This is a genomic window from Spirosoma aerophilum (genome assembly GCF_054782495.1).
On the sequence record NZ_BAAGSJ010000036.1, the window covers coordinates 353,044 to 369,568 of the forward strand.

The window sequence follows — 16,525 nt, forward strand, 5'->3', positions numbered from 1 at the left end:
ACCATCCTAACGTAAAACAGTTGTTTAAAAAACCAATTACACCCTGAATATGAATCTTATCTTACATTTACTACTCGATGCCGCCGTCATTTTCGGCTTGGCCTACCTGATGCCTCAGATTCACGTCAAAAGCTTTGGGACTGCCATTTTAATTGCTGTCCTGCTCGGATTGCTCAATTTTTTCCTCGGCTGGATCATCCGATTCCCGCTCAATTTAGTCACGTTTTTTCTGCTAACCGGTATTGTCCGGATCATTGTTACGGCCGTTATCCTTAAGCTCATCGACAGCTTTATGGACAGTTTTACCATTACTGGTTTCTGGCCTGCTCTGGTCATTGCGCTGGCTGTAGCTGTAGCGGGCACATTGATCGACCGCTCGGCTCCAACGCAGGAAATGGTCGACTCAGGTTATGTTGTGAGTGTAGTATCCAGTTTACGAATTGGATAGGGTTACAGAAACAATACGAATAAAAAAGCCGCTTCAGTTATGAAGCGGCTTTTTTGTTCCAAGAGAAGAGGGTCGGTCGGTTAGTTGTTCCGACGGCCCCCCATCAGTATGCTGCCGTAGTAGAGCAGGGTGGCCAATGAACCCAGAGCCGCTACCACGTAGGTCATGGCTGCCCACCAAAGCGCATCTTTAGCGAAACCATATTCGCGCTGATTTACCACACCACGCGTTTGAATCCAGGCCAGTGCCCGACGGCTGGCGTCGAACTCCACGGGCAGCGTCACAAAGCTAAAGAGTGTTGTCAGGGCAAAGAGCCCTACGCCAATAGCCAGCGGGATGGGCGTAGTACGGAGCAGTAAGATACCACCCAGTAATACCCATTGCATATACTGCGACGAAACGGTCAGTACCGGCACCATCGCCGAACGGAACTTCAGTGGGGCGTAGGCTTGCTGATGCTGCACCGCGTGACCACATTCGTGGGCGGCCACAGCAGCAGATGCCACACTACGGCCATAATACACGTCGGCACTCAGATTGACCGTTTTATCCTGTGGGTTGTAGTGGTCGGTGAGCATACCTTCTACCGATACGACCCGGACGTCATAAATGCCATTTTCACGCAGCATTTGCTGGGCCACTTCGGCACCACTCAGGCCATTGCTCAGGCCAACTTGTGCGTATTCATTAAACTTACTTCGTAACCGCCAGCTCACGAATGCGCTTGCGCCGAAGATGAGAATCATTATTAACCAGATCATCTCAATTAGTCAGGTTTTGGTTTTAATAAGACGGCCAATGTATGAGCCCGTCAATAGTAAAACAACGAATGAGGGTAAAAAGTATCCCCGTCTACTAACCTTTTATCAAGTTGGGGAGCCACTTAACCAGGTATAAGTGGGGAATTTTACGTTTCAACAAGGGTCAATGATGCCTGACCGCAACCATATGAGTTACGAATACCCCTCCTTTATGCGCTCGATAAGCTTCGTTGTGGAATAGCCCGGCACCAGCGCAACCGTTTCTACGCGTCCACCCCGAGCCAGCACAAAATCAGCACCCACAATGGTCGCTACTGTGTAGTCATCGCCTTTAACCAGTACGTCAGGTTTTACATCTTCGATGAGTTCAAGCGGAGTTGGCTCACCGAAGAGGGTAACCGCGTCGACAAACTCTAATGCCGCCATGAGCCGGGCGCGGGCGTATTCATTGACAACGGGGCGTAATGGGCCTTTGATACAGCTAACAGATGCATCCGTATTAAGACCCAGTATCAGTCGATGGCCAAGCTGGCGGGCTTTTTCGAGGTAGTCGATATGTCCCAGGTGAACAATGTCAAAGCAGCCATTCGTGAAAACAATCTGCTGCCCTTCGGCCCGCCACTTTTCTGCTTGCTGAACAGCCTGCTCGCGGGTAAGTATTTTGGATTCGGTCATAAGAATATTGCTGAACTACTGCTCTAGCTTTAACGCCTTTGGATCGTCCAACACATCAGCGGCATTGGTTGCTTTGTTCCGGCGCAATAGCACAACCAGTAAGGCAAAAATGCCCAGAATGATAATCATGATCGTCGACACGCCGTGGATGAATGTCGCCAGCACCTGTCCATCCTGACTGGTCAGGCCGTAGAGTAGGGCTACCTGGCCCACTAGCAGGTGGAAAGAACCAATGCCGCCCGGTGTCGGGGCCGCCATGCCAAGTGAGCCAACAACTAGTATGGTCAAACCCGCCAACGGACCCAGATTAGCTGTTGCGGGCATAGCATAAAACAAAGAGAAAGACATGAGGTAATACATCGCCCATATCAGCAGGGTATGGAAAACAAACGCCCCCGGCCGACGTATTTTTCGAACACTCAACAGCCCTTCCAGAAGGCCCTTTGCAAACGCACTTACTTTTTGGAATAGTGGATGGCGACCGAGTGCGTCGCGGTAGCGGTTGAATAAAAACCAGCTTAGTAGACCTATGCCCAGAAGCACGGCTACGGCCAGCAATAAAATGCCTGATCCACTAGAGCCTTTGGGTAATTTGCCGCCTAGGAATTCCATAAAGAACTGGCTAAGACGGTCAAATTCTAATATAAAAGTAGCTCCCAGCAGCAGAATCAGCATGAAAAGGTCGAACAGACGTTCGGCAACAACGGTACCAAAACTGACATTGACCGGCACCGCCGACAGGCGATACAGTGTACCGCAACGAGCTACTTCACCCGCGCGGGGTAACGCCAGGTTGGCCAGATAACCCGTCAATACGCTGGCGGTTGTGTCGAGGGAGGTCGTTCGTTGAGAAATTACCGGCTCCAGCAAAATACGCCAGCGTTCGGCCCGGCTCCAGTGCGCTACAATAGTAAACACCGCCGATAACAGCACCCAGCGGTAATCGGCCCCCTTAATCTTCTGCCACAGGTCGGCGGCATCAAGGTGGCTTTGCTGGAAGGTAAACCACAGTAGTCCACCGGCAATGGCCAATGAAACGAGGTATTTAATGACGTTTTTGATGTTCATAATAAACTCGGCCGGACAACCGTGCTGAAAAGGTAGTGATTGGGGCTGGTACGCTGTGGTACAAAAAACTCCGCCACAAAGTAACGGAGTTTCGTTGAAACCGATATGAAGGATTGATAAAAGGATTATCCGTTTACCAGCCTGTTGTTATTATCCGGAAAAACTACCGTGGGTTTATGCTGTTTAGCTTCTTCGGTTGTCATCATCGCATACGCGATAATAATGACAATGTCGCCAACCTGCGCTTTGCGGGCGGCTGCTCCGTTCAGGCAGATAATACCCGAGCCCCGCTCGCCTTTTATTACATACGTGATGAGTCGTTCGCCATTGTTATTATTAACAATATGAACCTGCTCATTCTCGACCAGATTGGCGGCATCCATCAGGTCTTCGTCAATTGTGATGCTACCAACGTAATTCAGTTCAGCCTGCGTGACTTTCACGCGGTGCAATTTTGATTTTAATAAGGTGACAAACATGTGAATCTGGGAATGCCATGCGGGTGCGGCAAAAGTGAATCCAGTGCCGACCGTCCCCAAAACAGTGGCATAACCGGGTTGGTTCCGGCAGTGTGAGGTCCTCAAACGCGAAACGAGCCAACGTTATGACCCTGAGGGTATAGCACTGGCTCGCTTGTCTGTAAACTTAATAGACTGGTATCTAATAGACCGCCATTTCGGGTTCGATGTCTCGCGCCCAGGCGTTAATGCCACCGTCGAGGTTGTACAGATTTGTCAGGCCGCCCTGGGCGTAGAGATACTGCACCACGTTGGCTGAGCGGATGCCGTGGTGGCAGTAGACAATAACCGGTCGGTCGGTGGGAATGCGCTTGCGATTGTTGGGAATCATGCCCACGGGAATCAGTACCGCCCCTTCGAGGTGGCAAAGGTCGTATTCCGGCCGTTCGCGTACATCGAGCAGGAACAGGTCTTCGCCCAGTGCCAGCCGGTCGGACAGTTCCTGAACGGATATTTTTTGTGGCCCCAGCGTTCCGGGAGCCGGACGGGAACCGGCCGACAAAAGCCCTTCCCGGGCCACTTCCAACGCATCGGCCCGGCGTTTGGTTTTGATTTTCTGCTGGTTCATCGAAAGCAGATCCAGCATGAGCAGGTGCTCATTCAGCGACTGGCCAATGCCCGTGATCAGCTTGATCACTTCGTTGGCCTGATACGTGCCAATAACGCCGGGCAGCACGCCCAATACGCCTGTGTCGTTGCAGTTCGGGATTTCGATCTCGTTCGGGTATTCAGGAAACAGGCATCGGTAAGTGGGTCCTCGTTTGCCGTCGCCGAGGTCGGCGTTTAGTACGGCAACCTGCCCCTCGAATCGATGAATAGCCCCGTAAACAAACGGTTTGTCAAGCGTTACACAAACGTCGTTGACTAAATAACGAACCTTAAAATTATCGGTGCAGTCGACGACAATGTCATACGCTTCAATGATGGAACGGGCATTGCTGATGTCCAATGCCATGGTATAGGTATCAAACGTCAACTCAGGATTAAGGCGATTGAGGTGACTTACGGCAACTTTGGCTTTGGGTTTGCCAACTTCATCAGTCGTGTAGAGAACCTGGCGCTGTAAGTTGCTGAGATCAACAACATCGGGGTCGATGACGCCAATAGTACCTACGCCAGCGGCTGTAAGGTATAGAAGGACCGGGCAGCCCAAGCCACCCGCGCCCACGACAAGGACCCGTGCGTTTTTGAGCTGTAACTGGCCTTTTGCACCAATTTCAGGTAGATTTAAGTGTTTCTGGTAACGTTGCTGTTCGGCCGGTACTAAGGTCGTTGCTTCCATAATCTTACAATAATAAGCAACCAGAGGCAGTGTTGCATTAATCCAACAGATTTAGACTCTCTAAAATTGCATGGAGATAAGTCAGTGCGTAAATATTTTCTAAACGTTAGGGATATGTGTTTTTTTAGTACTATTGCCCCGACAAAATCCAAATGTTTCTCAACTATGAACTATCTGCGTTCATCTGCACAAGTTCCTTCATTTCGGCCACAGCTAGCTGCTGGTCTTCTGGCAGTTACACTGACACTTACCCTTAGTCCGGTATCGGCCAGCCCTATGCCTGTGCCTGCCAAAACACTGGCTGTTCAACCCGACCATTCCGCCAAAAAGGGGAAATGGGTAAATCTGTTCGACGGTAAAACCTTAACGGGCTGGCATGTCTACCTGAAAGAGGGACAGCCTGTATCCGAAAAATGGACGGTAGACGATGGGGCTATTCACCTGACCGCCGGGGGGGTCGGTGACCTGGTGACGGATAAAGAATATGGTAATTTCGAGCTTGAAGTTGAATGGAAAATTGCCGAAGGCGGTAACAGCGGCATTATTTTCCACGTTCACGAAGATCCTAAATACAGGGCAACGTATCAGACGGGACCTGAGATGCAGGTATTGGACAACGAACGGCACCCCGATGCTAAACAGGGCCGAGATGGCAACCGCACTGCCGGTTCATTGTATGATCTGCAAAAGCCCGTTACGCCGGGTGCTGCCAAGCCAGCCGGTGAGTGGAACAAAGCCCGATTGGTGATCAACAACGGGAAAGCCGAGCAGTATCTGAACGGTAAGAAAACCGCTGAATATCCCACCAGTGGGCCTGAGTGGGATAAAATGGTTTCTGAGAGTAAATTTAAGGGGTGGGAGGGCTTTGGTAAATATATGACCGGCCATATTGCTCTGCAAGATCACGGCAATAAGGTTTGGTTCCGTAACATTCGGATACGCGAACTGTAATCAATGATAGAATGAGTGAATGGCAAATGGAAAGCTATTCGCTCATTCACCATTCACTCATTCTATCAATCACTCATTCACTTATTATGATACGCCGTACGGCCCTGAAAACCCTGACTGGTACCGCCCTAACGTTACCATCGCTGACTACTGCGTTAGCCAGCTCCATGACTCAATCTGAACAAGTAGCTCCTATGTTGAAGGGACACATCAATCACTCTGTTTGTAAGTGGTGTTACGGTAAAATACCCCTCGAAGATTTCTGTAAAGCCGCCAAAGAGATCGGTATCAAATCCATTGAACTACTGGGGCCCGATGAGTGGCCGGTTGTGCAAAAACATGGCTTAACGGTTGCTCTGCCACAGGGAGCCGGTAAAGGCATCAATGATGGCTTCAATAACCCTAAATTTCACGACGAACTGGTTGCCAGTTACGAAGCCATTTTTCCCAAGCTGAAAGCCGCTGGCTTAACAACCGTTATCTGTTTTTCGGGCAACCGCAAAGGCATGAGTAACGAAGAAGGACTGGAAAATTGCGCCGTTGGCCTGAAACGCCTGATGCCCAGTGCGCAAAAGTATGGCGTCACCATGATCATGGAATTGCTCAACAGCAAGGTGGATCATAAAGACTATATGTGCGATCATACAGCTTGGGGGGTAGAGCTATGCAAAAAAGTTGGCTCTGAAAACTTTAAGCTGCTGTATGATATCTATCACATGCAGATCATGGAGGGCGACATCATCCGGACCATCCGTGAGCATAACAAGTACATTGGTCATTACCATACCGGAGGCAATCCGGGCCGGAATGAAATCGACGAATCGCAGGAGTTGAACTACCCGGCAATCATGCGGGCCATTGTGGACACTGGATTTAAAGGTTTCGTGGCCCAGGAGTTCATTCCCAAGCGCGATCCGCTCACCAGCCTGAAGGAAGCAGTGTTGTTGTGCGACGTGTAATTATTGGAGTTAGAAGCGAGGAATTAGAAGTGAGGAGGGCTGACGCGAAAGAAATTGCTGGCGTCAGCCCTCCTCACTTCTAACTCCTCGCTTCTAACTCCTATAACTAATACTTATAATTCCTATACTCCCCAATGCGCCAGCCCGTGAGTTTCTCGATTAACGTCAGGAAGCGAACCCTTGGGGAGTAGCGTTTCTGGCTCACATCGAAGGTAAAAGGCCAGTTCAGGCGGTTGACGCGGGCCTGCATAACGGCCGGGTGTGTACCGGTGAAATGGGCCAGCGAGTCGATCTGGCTGTAGTCGAAGGCGTCAACACTGGCGTCGGCTTTGGCAATCGTTTCGCTGGTGTTCCAGAAATGATTAGCGTTGCGAAGGCGTTGTTTCTGCGTTTCAGGGGGCTTTACCCAGCCATAATGGTAAATAAAAGCGTCGATTAATTTCACTTTCAGTTTCTGATTGCTGCGTGTGCGGAACCCTTGTGCATCCTTATAGGAACGAACATTGCCGGAGTTTTTAATCACCCGTATTTCACGCCGATACCAGCGCCGGGAGTCACCTACGTAGCTGTACGAGCCATAGAAGTGCAGGTAATTGAAGAGTAACCCCTCCACGTTAGGATCAGCCAAATAGTGCTGCATAGCCGCTTTCACCACAGGGATATACTGCTCATGAAGCACTTCATCGCCCTGGATGTAAAAAGCCCAGTCCATATCGGGCGAAACGGCCGCCAATGCCTTATCCGTTTCCTGGGCCAGAACGCGTCCCCCCGCCAGTGCTGTCTGATCCCAGGTGGTATGAATAATTCGAATCTTATCAGACGCAATAGACTTGATCAAGCCGAGCGTGTCGTCATCCGAATCACCAACGGCAATCACGAATTCATCGCATAACGGCAGTACGGAGGTAATGGCTTCTACGATCGGGTAATCAAACTTAACGGCGTTTCGGATAAAACTAAATCCGGCTACTTTCATAGAAATGGAATGGGTTGGCTACAGATGCGCCAAAGATACGGCCGTTTGCCGATTCAGCGTTTTTAATCCAGTGCCCTAGTAGCGCAGCATTTTTCGGCTGAGCAGTTTCCCCGCTGTCTGAAGCTGTAAAAAGTAAACACCGGTTGCGGCCGGTAGGAGGTGAGCCGAAATGGTTTGCTGGTGATCGCCGGCTGCCTGATTGAGCCAGGTGGTTTCATGGACCAACTGTCCGGTCGCATCGGTAATAACGAGCTGTAAGTCGGAGCGGTGCTGCAAGGTATAACGCAGGATAACGTCTCCATTGGATGGGTTTGGCCCGACATTAAGGAAAGCCTCATCGGTAAGTTCGGTCGCCAGCACGTCGGTGCCAAAGGGTAAAATGGCGTTGTCCATCCATTCCAAACGGTTTTTAACCCAAGTTTTCAGGTAATCCACTTCCTGTTGGTAGGTCTGGCCAACAAATCCGTTAGGCCATACGTATACCCCAATGACGGGCCACCGTTGAAAGTTTCGTGTGCGGGCTTCCGTGAGTTGGTCTGCCACGGAGTCCACATACGCCTGGATACGCTCCGTTTTAAGTATATTTTTGCGAAGGGCCTGGTATTTAACGCGTACGTTGGTGGCAAACCGTTTATCGCTCAGCAGCCTATCCCACCAGAAAGGCATCTGATACGTGTCTGTCGGGCAGATGGTATTAAAGTTAAAGGACCATCCCTGATACGAATTGCCATCGCAATAATTTGCATTGCCATAAGTTAGGTTGTAGTCCCAGATGGGCCCCATCACTAACTTGCCGCCTTTACTATCCCGATCTTTATAGAAAAAACTGCTTAGTCGATATCCATCCACATTTTTGCATACCTCCGTCAGTAGCAGATAATCGATAAAGGAATTCTCATCACTATATTTTCGATAGCCTGTGGTCGAATCCTGATAGGTTGAGCCTTTCAGGGCATCCTCAAAGTTGGTAACAAACTGTCGGGCATATTGAAATTGTGCTTCGGGCAGGTCCTCAGGCTTGGGTCGCTCTATTTGAATGGGAATCGGCAAACCTCTGGAGCTTTTGTAGGGCGAGATCCACGTTCGTGAAGGTGACCCTTCCGTTTTGTCAATTTTAAAAATATACCCGCCTGTTAAAGCATCGCCCGACAGATCGGCTGGCTTTATACTCGTGATATTAATCCGATTTTTGTTACGTTTTATTTTTTCGAATAGAATATAAATTCCCTCATAATTACCATTTAAGATAACTTCGCAATAGCGGTAGCGAGGTGTATAATAAGTACTTAGCTGACGATTTAGATCGTAGGTTAACGTTTCGCGAATAAGGGTTTTGTCATTGTACGTTGCATTGAGGACCCAATCGGATTCAGAGGGCATACCCAAAACGGATGAATTGACGGAGTTTATGCCAGTGCTATCCCGTAATTCAAAACTATAGGGTTTTTTTGGGAACAATTGCTGGGAAGTCGCCCCTCTTTTTTCGATACCAATTTTACTTATGAAAGATGGTTTGTCAGTAACATTGTTACGTTTGCCGGTACCGTTATCAATAACACGAAGTTCGGCAATAATCTTTGGCTCATCAGGAATGGACTGCCCGTTCGTTTGTATAACAAGAAGCGGTAAGTTAGATGACGTGAGTGTCTGCGAAGAGGCACTGACAGCGACTATGCTGAACGTGAAAAAGGCAAGCCAACCAATGGCATTCATTATATGTTGTTTTTTTTATAAACATACATCTATTTTCTTTTGCTTTACACTCTTCAATCTATTTGTTGATACCTAGCTTGGAAAACTCCTTGTTTACTTATTAATAGAGTTCGTTTATTATAGATTGGTAAAATATACTTAGTTGGTTTTGAGTAGTAATTGTCGATTATTAGGTTTAATTAGCTGATATACATACTACAATGGCTCTTTTATTGCTTTCTTGCCGTATATAATATACTCAATATAGTGTTTCCTAATAAGTAAACTGTAGATGTAGTTTTTTTTGTTTTTCTATTTTACAGCTTGAAAACATCAGTGCTAATACCCATATTTGCGTTTGTAGTAAATATATCAACCATTTGATGGCATTTTTTCGATCAGAAAAATACATCCATTCCTCCTCTTAACAAAAAACACAACCAATCTATGAAAGTCGTCAAGCGTAGAAACCGCCAGATGACTATGGAACGTATACTACGGGCCATGGGCGAAGTAATGGCCGAACGAGGCACCGAAAAAGCGGGCATTAATGCCGTTGCAGACCGAGCAGGCGTTAATAAAGTTCTTATTTACCGTTATTTTGGTGGTTGGAATGGCTTATTGGAAGCTTACGTGCATCGTGGTTTCTTTCTCTCAATGTTCAATGAGAAATTTCTCGATTCGGTACCCGATAATGTTCCACCCGAAGCCAGAAGCAAGGCCTGGTCTGAATATACGATCCAGTTTATGCGTGAATTTCGGACGCGTAAATCATCGCAGGAACTGATTCGCTGGGAAATGTCGAACGGCGAAACCGAGTTAGCCCGTCGACTGGCTGATTTTCGGGATCAATCTTACAAAAATATGGTGGCTAAACTGGCTCCGTACGCTGATTTTGACCCACTGGCAATTACCAGCCTGATGGTAGCCGCTGTTACGAACATTGTACTAACCAGTACGCAGCGTGACCACATTGGCGATATCGACCTGCGTTCCGATGCGGGTTGGGAACGCCTTGAAATGGCTATCCGTCGTATCTACTCAAGCTTGAACATCGCTCTGGAACGCGAACAGGCCAAAACGAAATAGCTTATAAATAAGACGGTTCGCCGTTATGCAATGGACTTCGCTGGCATACTGCCAATTAATCGAAGTCCACTGCATAACGGCGAACCGTTTTTTTACTGGTTTACCGGTTCATCAACGCTTCAATTTCGTCCGCTTCTACCGGAATATTAGCCATCAGGTCAACGTTGCCCGACTCGGTGATCAGTATGTTGTTTTCAAGCCGTATGCCCAAATTTTCTTCCCGTATGTAAATACCCGGTTCAACGGTAAATACCATGCCGGGTTCCATTTTACGGTATTTGTTACCAACGTCGTGGACATCGAGGCCCAGAAAATGAGAAGTGCCGTGCATAAAGTATTTTTTGTACAACGGAGCGTCGGGGTCCTGATTCGCTACCTCCGCGCGGTCCAATAAACCAAGCCCGATCAGTTCTGACTCCATAACCTTGCCCACTTCACGGTGATATTCGTCCCATAGATTGCCGGTTCGCAACATCTGAGTGGCTTCTTTCATCACCCGCAGGACAGCTTCATAAACGGCCCGCTGACGAGCCGTGAAGCGACCATTGACGGGCACAGAGCGGGTCATGTCGGCGTTATAATTGGCGTATTCGGCACCAATGTCGAGCAGAATGACATCCCCATCCTGGCACTGCTGGCTGTTGTCGATGTAATGAAGCACGCAGGCATTCGCCCCCGATGCGATGATGGGCGTGTAAGCCGCTCCCCTCGACCGGTTTTTTAAAAATTCGTGCATCATCTCCGCTTCGATCTCGTACTCCCATACACCGGGTTTAATAAAGCCCAGCAGTCGGCGGAACATCTTATCCGTCGTGTCGATAGCAGTCTGGATGAGCGGAATCTCCTGCGGTTGTTTAATGGCCCGTAAGTAATGCATAAGCGGAGCGAGCCGCTCCAGCTGATGGAGGGGATACTTCTGCCGGAAGGAATCAATATAGCGGGCATCGCGCGTTTGAACCTCTACGCCAGCGCGGGTATGCTCGTTGGTATTGAGGTAGATGTGTTCCGCTTCGAAAACCATCTGGCCGAAAATCTGCTCGAACTGATGCGTCCAGTAAACTTGTTTCGACGAAAGGCCGGTAACCTGTTCCGCTTCGGCCTTCGTGAGCTTGTGGCCTTCCCAAATTTCAATCAGTTCGCTCGTTTCGCGCAGAAAAAGGACTTCCCGGAATTTCGGATCGGGATGGTCCGGAAACAGAACCAGACGGGTTTCTTCCTGATCGACTCCTGTCAGGTAAAACAGATCATTGTTCTGGCGAAAAACCATCGTGCCATCCGCATTGGTGGGCATGATGTCGTTGGCATTGACAACGACCAGCGATTTAGGCTTCAATAGGCTGACGAGCCGCTGACGATTTTGGACGAAAAGCTGGCTGTCAATGGGTAAATAACGCATAGCGTAGCTGTTGAGGGCACGTTTGTGATTAAGTTTGCAAAGAAACTCAAAAGCGGCAAGAGTTTCTGCGTGTTTTCGTGTTAAGCATTAATAAGGTTTTCGCTGCCTGTGTTATTGACCTCCTTGCCTAAACTAACCATGACATTCCGACTTACTGTGTTTTTATGCCTGGCAGCCCTGTTTGCGCAGGGGCAAGCCCGCCCAAGCGGTCCTGACACTGCCAAATACTGGCTTCTGCTGACTGATAAAGACGAAAACTCCGCCCCCGCGCTTTCGCCAACGGCTATGGCTCAGCGAAAAACACATAATCTGCCGCTCGATGAGACCGATCAGCCGGTGTCGGCAGCTTATCTTACACAACTCAAACAAGCTGGCATACAACCTATTTGTCAATCGCGCTGGCTCAATGCCGTATCGGTTCGTCTGACGTCTCAACAGTACGCATCTGTTGTTCGGTTGCCCTTCGTAAAAGCTGTTCAGGCTATTGATCCGGCCATCGTTATTACCTCAACGAACCTCCCGACGAATCCTCAACTGGCGCCGGTCATGTCGCAGATTCAGGCGCCGGATTTTGTAAAGGCCGGTCTGACGGGTCGGTTTGTGAACATCGGGGTGATCGACGCCGGGTTTTTCGGTGCCGATTCCGCCAACGCGTTGAAACATGTGTTTGCACGTGACGGCGTGAAACGAGTGCGCGATTATGTGAACGAGAAGAAGACGCACAATGAACTGCTCCGCACCCTCGAATCCAACGCCGATTTCCACGGGACCGAAGTGCTGGCGGCAATAGCGGGAAGTGACCCCATTGAAAACATTCAATTCGGACTGGCTACCGACGCCACGTTTTACCTGGCCCGCACTGATCAGGGAAACCGCGAATACCGGGGTGAAGAAGACAACTGGGTGGCCGCTATGGAATGGATGGACAGCCTCGGCGTTCGGCTCATCAACACCTCGCTTGGCTATGCCAAAGGGATGAGCAACCCAAAAGATAATTATGAGCCTGCCCAGATGGATGGCCACACCAGCCTGATCAGTAAAGCCGCTCAGATAGCCGCCGATAAGAAAGGGATATTAATTATTGTTTCGGCGGGTAACGAAGGTGAAGACCGTTCGTGGCGCATCATCAGCACCCCTGCCGATGCGCAGGGCGTACTGGCTATCGGAGCAACCAACTCCCGCCTTTGGAACCGCATCGGCTACAGCAGTATAGGACCGGAAAACCTGGCGTATCTAAAACCTAATGTGTCCTGTTTTTCGCTCTACGGCACGTCGTTATCGGCACCGGTCATTACCGGGTTTGCGGCTTGTATCATGCAGGCGAATCCAAAACTGACCAATAAAGAGGTGATGGCCATTATTGAAAAATCGGCTCATTTGTATCCGTACGGTAATAACTACGTTGGGTACGGGGTGCCGCAGGCGTCGCGGGCACTGGCCTTGCTGCGCAATCAGGAGTTGCCGGCTATGGCGCGGTCTGTAAAGGCCACCGGTAAAACGATCACGTTGCCTGTTACAGCCAGCGATGGGGCGGTGTCCGTTTTCCACAAGAAAGATGCTACGCACGTAGTCCAGCAGGAAGCCGCCAAAGTAAACGGCGGTAAACTGGTGTTGCGCCGTTCGGCGGATGAAAAACAAACGACGGTTGACCTGAAGACGGAAGTGATCGAAGTGATTTGGGAGTAAAGCTCCGTATGAAGAAAAATTAATGTCCAGTTCAGATGGGGCTTAAATGGCGACTATAGTTTTGCTTTCGTAATCAACAGTAAACAACATTTACTCATGGAAACCAAAGCAAAATTAATCGCCCTTGCTCTCGTCGTATCAACATTAGCATCGTCACTGGCAAACGCACAAAGATCGGTTGGACCAGATCCTGCACCGGGCGATCGGGATGTGTCGATGAGAGGGCCGGATGGCGATGGACCACGAATGGGCGGCCCCGGACGGAAACACCAACTACAAGGTCCCGGTCGGGATGGGCAGGGGCATCAGCGCGGACCCGGCAGAAATCACCGTCCTGGTGGTCTTACATCGCTTACCACGCTCTCCGGTACGGTTGGCCAACTGGTTGGTAATGACGACGCCATACTCGATGGCTTTACCCTTAATACTGGTACAGGGCCCGCAACAACGGTCAAATTCCCCCCTCATTTAGGTGAGCAGGTGCAGAAAGCCGTGAAAGCAGGGAGTACTGTCAGTGTTACCGGCTACGCCGATAAAAACCCAACCGGCGAAACAATTTTTCATCTTAATAGCCTGACCGCTGGAAAAACCACCGTCGACGATGCACCCCCGGTTCGGCCGGCCACACCGCCCACACCACCTGCCCTGACAACGGTAACGGGTAAGATCGTCGATTATCGGATTGGTCGGGGCGGTCGGGTCGATGCGCTGGTACTCGATAACAAAACCGTAGTCAGCATTCCGGCACATGTGGCTTACCAACTTACCGATCTGGCTAAAAAAGGAAGTACGATTACCGTGCAGGGCTATCCAAAGTCCGTTCGGGAAGGCCAGGTACAATTAGAAAAAGTGAACGTAATGCGGGCGTCTGTCCTAACCATAAACGGCCAGCAATATTTGGTACGATAACTAAAGAGCGAATGAGTGAAAGAGCGAAGTCTCTTGATACGCTTACCAACTCGATAGCGGCATACGCTCATTCACGCTTTCACTCATTCACTCTTTCGCTCTTTATAAAGTTGAAAATCCTGGTCATTGAAGATGAGCGCAAACTGGCCCGATTCATTAAACAGGGGCTGGAACAACATGGTCACGTAGCTGATCTGACGCATTCCGGCTCCGAAGGGCTCGATCACATTGCAGGTGGGCTGTATGATCTGGTCCTGCTCGATCTGATGCTGCCCGGCCAAACGGGGTTTGAAGTTCTCCAGAACCTTCGGGCATTTGGGCTAACGGTTCCCGTTATGATCCTCTCCGCGCTGAGCGATCCCGAGAAAGTGGTGCAGGGCCTCGATTTAGGGGCGGTGGATTACCTGCGTAAACCGTTCGATTTTAATGAACTACTGGCCCGTATTCGGGTTCTGCAACGCCGAAGCACAACGGGCGATAATGTCGTGTTGCGGGTGTCTGATATTGAAATGCGACTGGTATCGCATGACGTGGTCAAAAATGGAATAACCCTCGAACTGACCAATCGGGAGTTTTCCTTACTCGAACTGCTGATGCGGAAAGCGGGCCAATTAGTTACGAAAAATGAGATCGCTGAAAAGGTCTGGGCAATGGACTTCGACATGGGTAGTAATGTGATAGAAGTTCATATCTACCAACTGCGAAAAAAACTCGATTCAACCGGCATCACCGGGTTAATTGAGACACTTATTGGCCGGGGCTATCGGCTCAAAACGTCATGAGTCTGCGCAGCCGCATCGTTCTGGCAGTTACCGCCGTGTTTGCCGCAGTGAGCTTGTTTACGGGCTGGCTAATGCTTGACCATGCCGAAAAAAGCCTGCGTACCGCATTCGATCGGACAACCCAGACGAGAGCCGACTGGCTACTCTCGCAGGTCAGCGTTGATCCGGTTATATTACCCCTTCCCACCGAACGGGAACGTATGCAGGTGATGTACTACGGATATGGCCAAACCCGTGAACTCTTCCGAAGCCCTGGCTTCCCGGACAAGCCGGGGCCCGATCATCGTCGGCGTGTTCATGTGGATTCCGCGGCTTATTCGTATCGGGCCGTGACCAGCCAAATCACTACGGAACAGGCTACTGACGGGCGAGTTGTGCTGACGTTGTCTGTCCCGGACATGAGTCTGCGGCAGGATATAAACCAGCTCCGGCTCGTTTTCAGCATTGGATGGCTACTGAGTTTAGGGCTGGCGTTTATTGGCGGGTATGGCGTGGCAGGTTGGCTCTTGCGGCCCATTCAGACCATTGTCGATCAGGCCAACACCATCAGTAATGCTACGGATAGCAGCCGGATTGCCCTTCCCAAATCGAAGGATGAGCTTTACCAACTGACGGATACGCTGAACCGAATGCTGGGACGGATTCGGGAAAATGTTGATCTGCAGCGTAACTTTTTCGGAGCCGCAGCGCATGAGTTGCGAACACCGCTAACCATCATGAAAACCGGCCTCGAAGTAACTCTGGGTAATGATCAGGTTGGCGAAATGCTCAAGCCGTTTCTGTCCAGCCAACTGGACGAAGTGAGCCGGTTAGCCCGGCTGCTGGACGAATTTCTGACACTGAGCCGCCCGGAGGATTCCACGCAGCCGCTTAAGCTTAGTGAAGTCTATGTACCCGATCTCGTTAAAAAGTGCTTAAATCAATTAGCTGGTTTAGCCGATGAGTATGATGTGGAAACACAGCTTGAATGGCGCGAGTCGATTACGGAGCGGCTATTGACTGACGCTGTAAAACTGGAGCACATTCTACTTAATCTGACTGAAAATGCCATTAAATACGCCGTATCAGGCAGTTGTGTTCGGATACAGGTCGTCTGCTCGTCGAGCTGGACAATTCAGATTCAGAACCAGACAGTTCGGGAGGGGGGGGCAACGCTTGATCTGTTACAACCGTATTTTCAGGCTGATCCGCTGAAAGAAGGGCATGGTCTGGGGCTTTGGATCAGCCATCGGCTAACAATGTTGCTGGGCGGAAAGTTACACCTTAACTGGCATTCGTTTACATTCACCAGCGAACTGAACCTGACGGAAGCCAGCGATCAGGTCGTTTAATA

Annotated in this window: 16 protein-coding genes; 8 read left to right on the forward strand and 8 right to left on the reverse strand. The window is 49.9% G+C overall.

What is annotated here, in order from left to right; genetic code table 11:
- Positions 1–49 precede the first annotated feature (49 nt).
- A complete protein-coding gene (locus ACYVK4_RS29380) occupies positions 50–448 on the forward strand; it encodes a phage holin family protein (RefSeq protein WP_461131154.1) in 399 nt (132 codons plus the stop codon).
- 80 nt (positions 449–528) lie between these two features.
- On the opposite strand, the gene ACYVK4_RS29385 is transcribed toward ACYVK4_RS29380, so the two are convergent.
- The 5 genes from ACYVK4_RS29385 to moeB form a co-directional block, all read right to left on the reverse strand.
- A complete protein-coding gene (locus tag ACYVK4_RS29385) occupies positions 529–1,194 on the reverse strand; it encodes a zinc metallopeptidase (RefSeq protein WP_461131220.1) in 666 nt (221 codons plus the stop codon).
- A 207-nt stretch (positions 1,195–1,401) separates the two neighbouring features.
- Positions 1,402–1,884, reverse strand: a complete 483-nt coding sequence (rfaE2, locus tag ACYVK4_RS29390) for a D-glycero-beta-D-manno-heptose 1-phosphate adenylyltransferase (protein ID WP_461131155.1) — start codon at positions 1,882–1,884, stop codon at positions 1,402–1,404.
- Positions 1,885–1,899: 15 nt separating this feature from the next.
- On the reverse strand, positions 1,900–2,952 hold the full coding sequence (locus ACYVK4_RS29395; RefSeq protein WP_461131156.1) for a lysylphosphatidylglycerol synthase transmembrane domain-containing protein: 1,053 nt from the start codon (positions 2,950–2,952) through the stop codon (positions 1,900–1,902).
- A gap of 125 nt (positions 2,953–3,077) precedes the next feature.
- The gene (gene panD, locus ACYVK4_RS29400) at positions 3,078–3,431 is read right to left on the reverse strand and encodes an aspartate 1-decarboxylase (protein ID WP_461131157.1); all 354 of its coding nucleotides are present in this window, start codon (positions 3,429–3,431) and stop codon (positions 3,078–3,080) included.
- A 181-nt stretch (positions 3,432–3,612) separates the two neighbouring features.
- Positions 3,613–4,752, reverse strand: coding sequence for a molybdopterin-synthase adenylyltransferase MoeB (gene moeB, locus ACYVK4_RS29405; protein ID WP_461131158.1), 1,140 nt, complete (start codon positions 4,750–4,752; stop codon positions 3,613–3,615).
- A 276-nt stretch (positions 4,753–5,028) separates the two neighbouring features.
- Between moeB and ACYVK4_RS29410 the strand changes: the two genes are divergently transcribed.
- The gene (locus ACYVK4_RS29410) at positions 5,029–5,703 is read left to right on the forward strand and encodes a 3-keto-disaccharide hydrolase (RefSeq protein WP_461131221.1); all 675 of its coding nucleotides are present in this window, start codon (positions 5,029–5,031) and stop codon (positions 5,701–5,703) included.
- Positions 5,704–5,789: 86 nt separating this feature from the next.
- On the forward strand, positions 5,790–6,662 hold the full coding sequence (locus ACYVK4_RS29415; protein ID WP_461131159.1) for a hydroxypyruvate isomerase family protein: 873 nt from the start codon (positions 5,790–5,792) through the stop codon (positions 6,660–6,662).
- Between the two features lie 106 nt (positions 6,663–6,768).
- On the opposite strand, the gene ACYVK4_RS29420 is transcribed toward ACYVK4_RS29415, so the two are convergent.
- Both ACYVK4_RS29420 and ACYVK4_RS29425 read right to left on the reverse strand, forming a co-directional pair.
- Positions 6,769–7,638 (reverse strand): glycosyltransferase family protein, encoded by an 870-nt coding sequence (locus ACYVK4_RS29420; protein ID WP_461131160.1) that lies wholly within the window; start codon positions 7,636–7,638, stop codon positions 6,769–6,771.
- Between the two features lie 75 nt (positions 7,639–7,713).
- Complete coding sequence (locus tag ACYVK4_RS29425; RefSeq protein ID WP_461131161.1) at positions 7,714–9,351, reverse strand: CotH kinase family protein; 1,638 nt, start codon at positions 9,349–9,351, stop codon at positions 7,714–7,716.
- 456 nt (positions 9,352–9,807) lie between these two features.
- Between ACYVK4_RS29425 and ACYVK4_RS29430 the strand changes: the two genes are divergently transcribed.
- The gene (locus ACYVK4_RS29430; RefSeq protein ID WP_461131222.1) at positions 9,808–10,419 is read left to right on the forward strand and encodes a TetR/AcrR family transcriptional regulator; all 612 of its coding nucleotides are present in this window, start codon (positions 9,808–9,810) and stop codon (positions 10,417–10,419) included.
- A 100-nt stretch (positions 10,420–10,519) separates the two neighbouring features.
- Here ACYVK4_RS29430 and ACYVK4_RS29435 read toward each other — a convergent pair whose 3' ends face one another.
- Positions 10,520–11,815, reverse strand: coding sequence for an aminopeptidase P N-terminal domain-containing protein (locus ACYVK4_RS29435; RefSeq protein ID WP_461131162.1), 1,296 nt, complete (start codon positions 11,813–11,815; stop codon positions 10,520–10,522).
- Positions 11,816–11,953: 138 nt separating this feature from the next.
- On the opposite strand from ACYVK4_RS29435, the gene ACYVK4_RS29440 reads away from it, so the two are divergent.
- From ACYVK4_RS29440 to ACYVK4_RS29455, 4 genes are all read left to right on the forward strand, one after another.
- Complete coding sequence (locus tag ACYVK4_RS29440; RefSeq protein WP_461131163.1) at positions 11,954–13,501, forward strand: S8 family serine peptidase; 1,548 nt, start codon at positions 11,954–11,956, stop codon at positions 13,499–13,501.
- A 96-nt stretch (positions 13,502–13,597) separates the two neighbouring features.
- The gene (locus ACYVK4_RS29445; protein ID WP_461131164.1) at positions 13,598–14,410 is read left to right on the forward strand and encodes a hypothetical protein; all 813 of its coding nucleotides are present in this window, start codon (positions 13,598–13,600) and stop codon (positions 14,408–14,410) included.
- Positions 14,411–14,421: 11 nt separating this feature from the next.
- Positions 14,422–15,192, forward strand: coding sequence for a response regulator transcription factor (locus tag ACYVK4_RS29450; protein WP_461131165.1), 771 nt, complete (start codon positions 14,422–14,424; stop codon positions 15,190–15,192).
- Positions 15,189–16,523 carry a sensor histidine kinase gene (locus tag ACYVK4_RS29455; RefSeq protein WP_461131166.1) on the forward strand — a complete coding sequence of 445 codons (1,335 nt, stop codon included), beginning with the start codon at positions 15,189–15,191 and terminating at the stop codon, positions 16,521–16,523. The genes ACYVK4_RS29450 and ACYVK4_RS29455 overlap by 4 nt, the downstream gene beginning before the upstream one ends.
- The last annotated feature ends 2 nt before the right edge of the window (positions 16,524–16,525 follow it).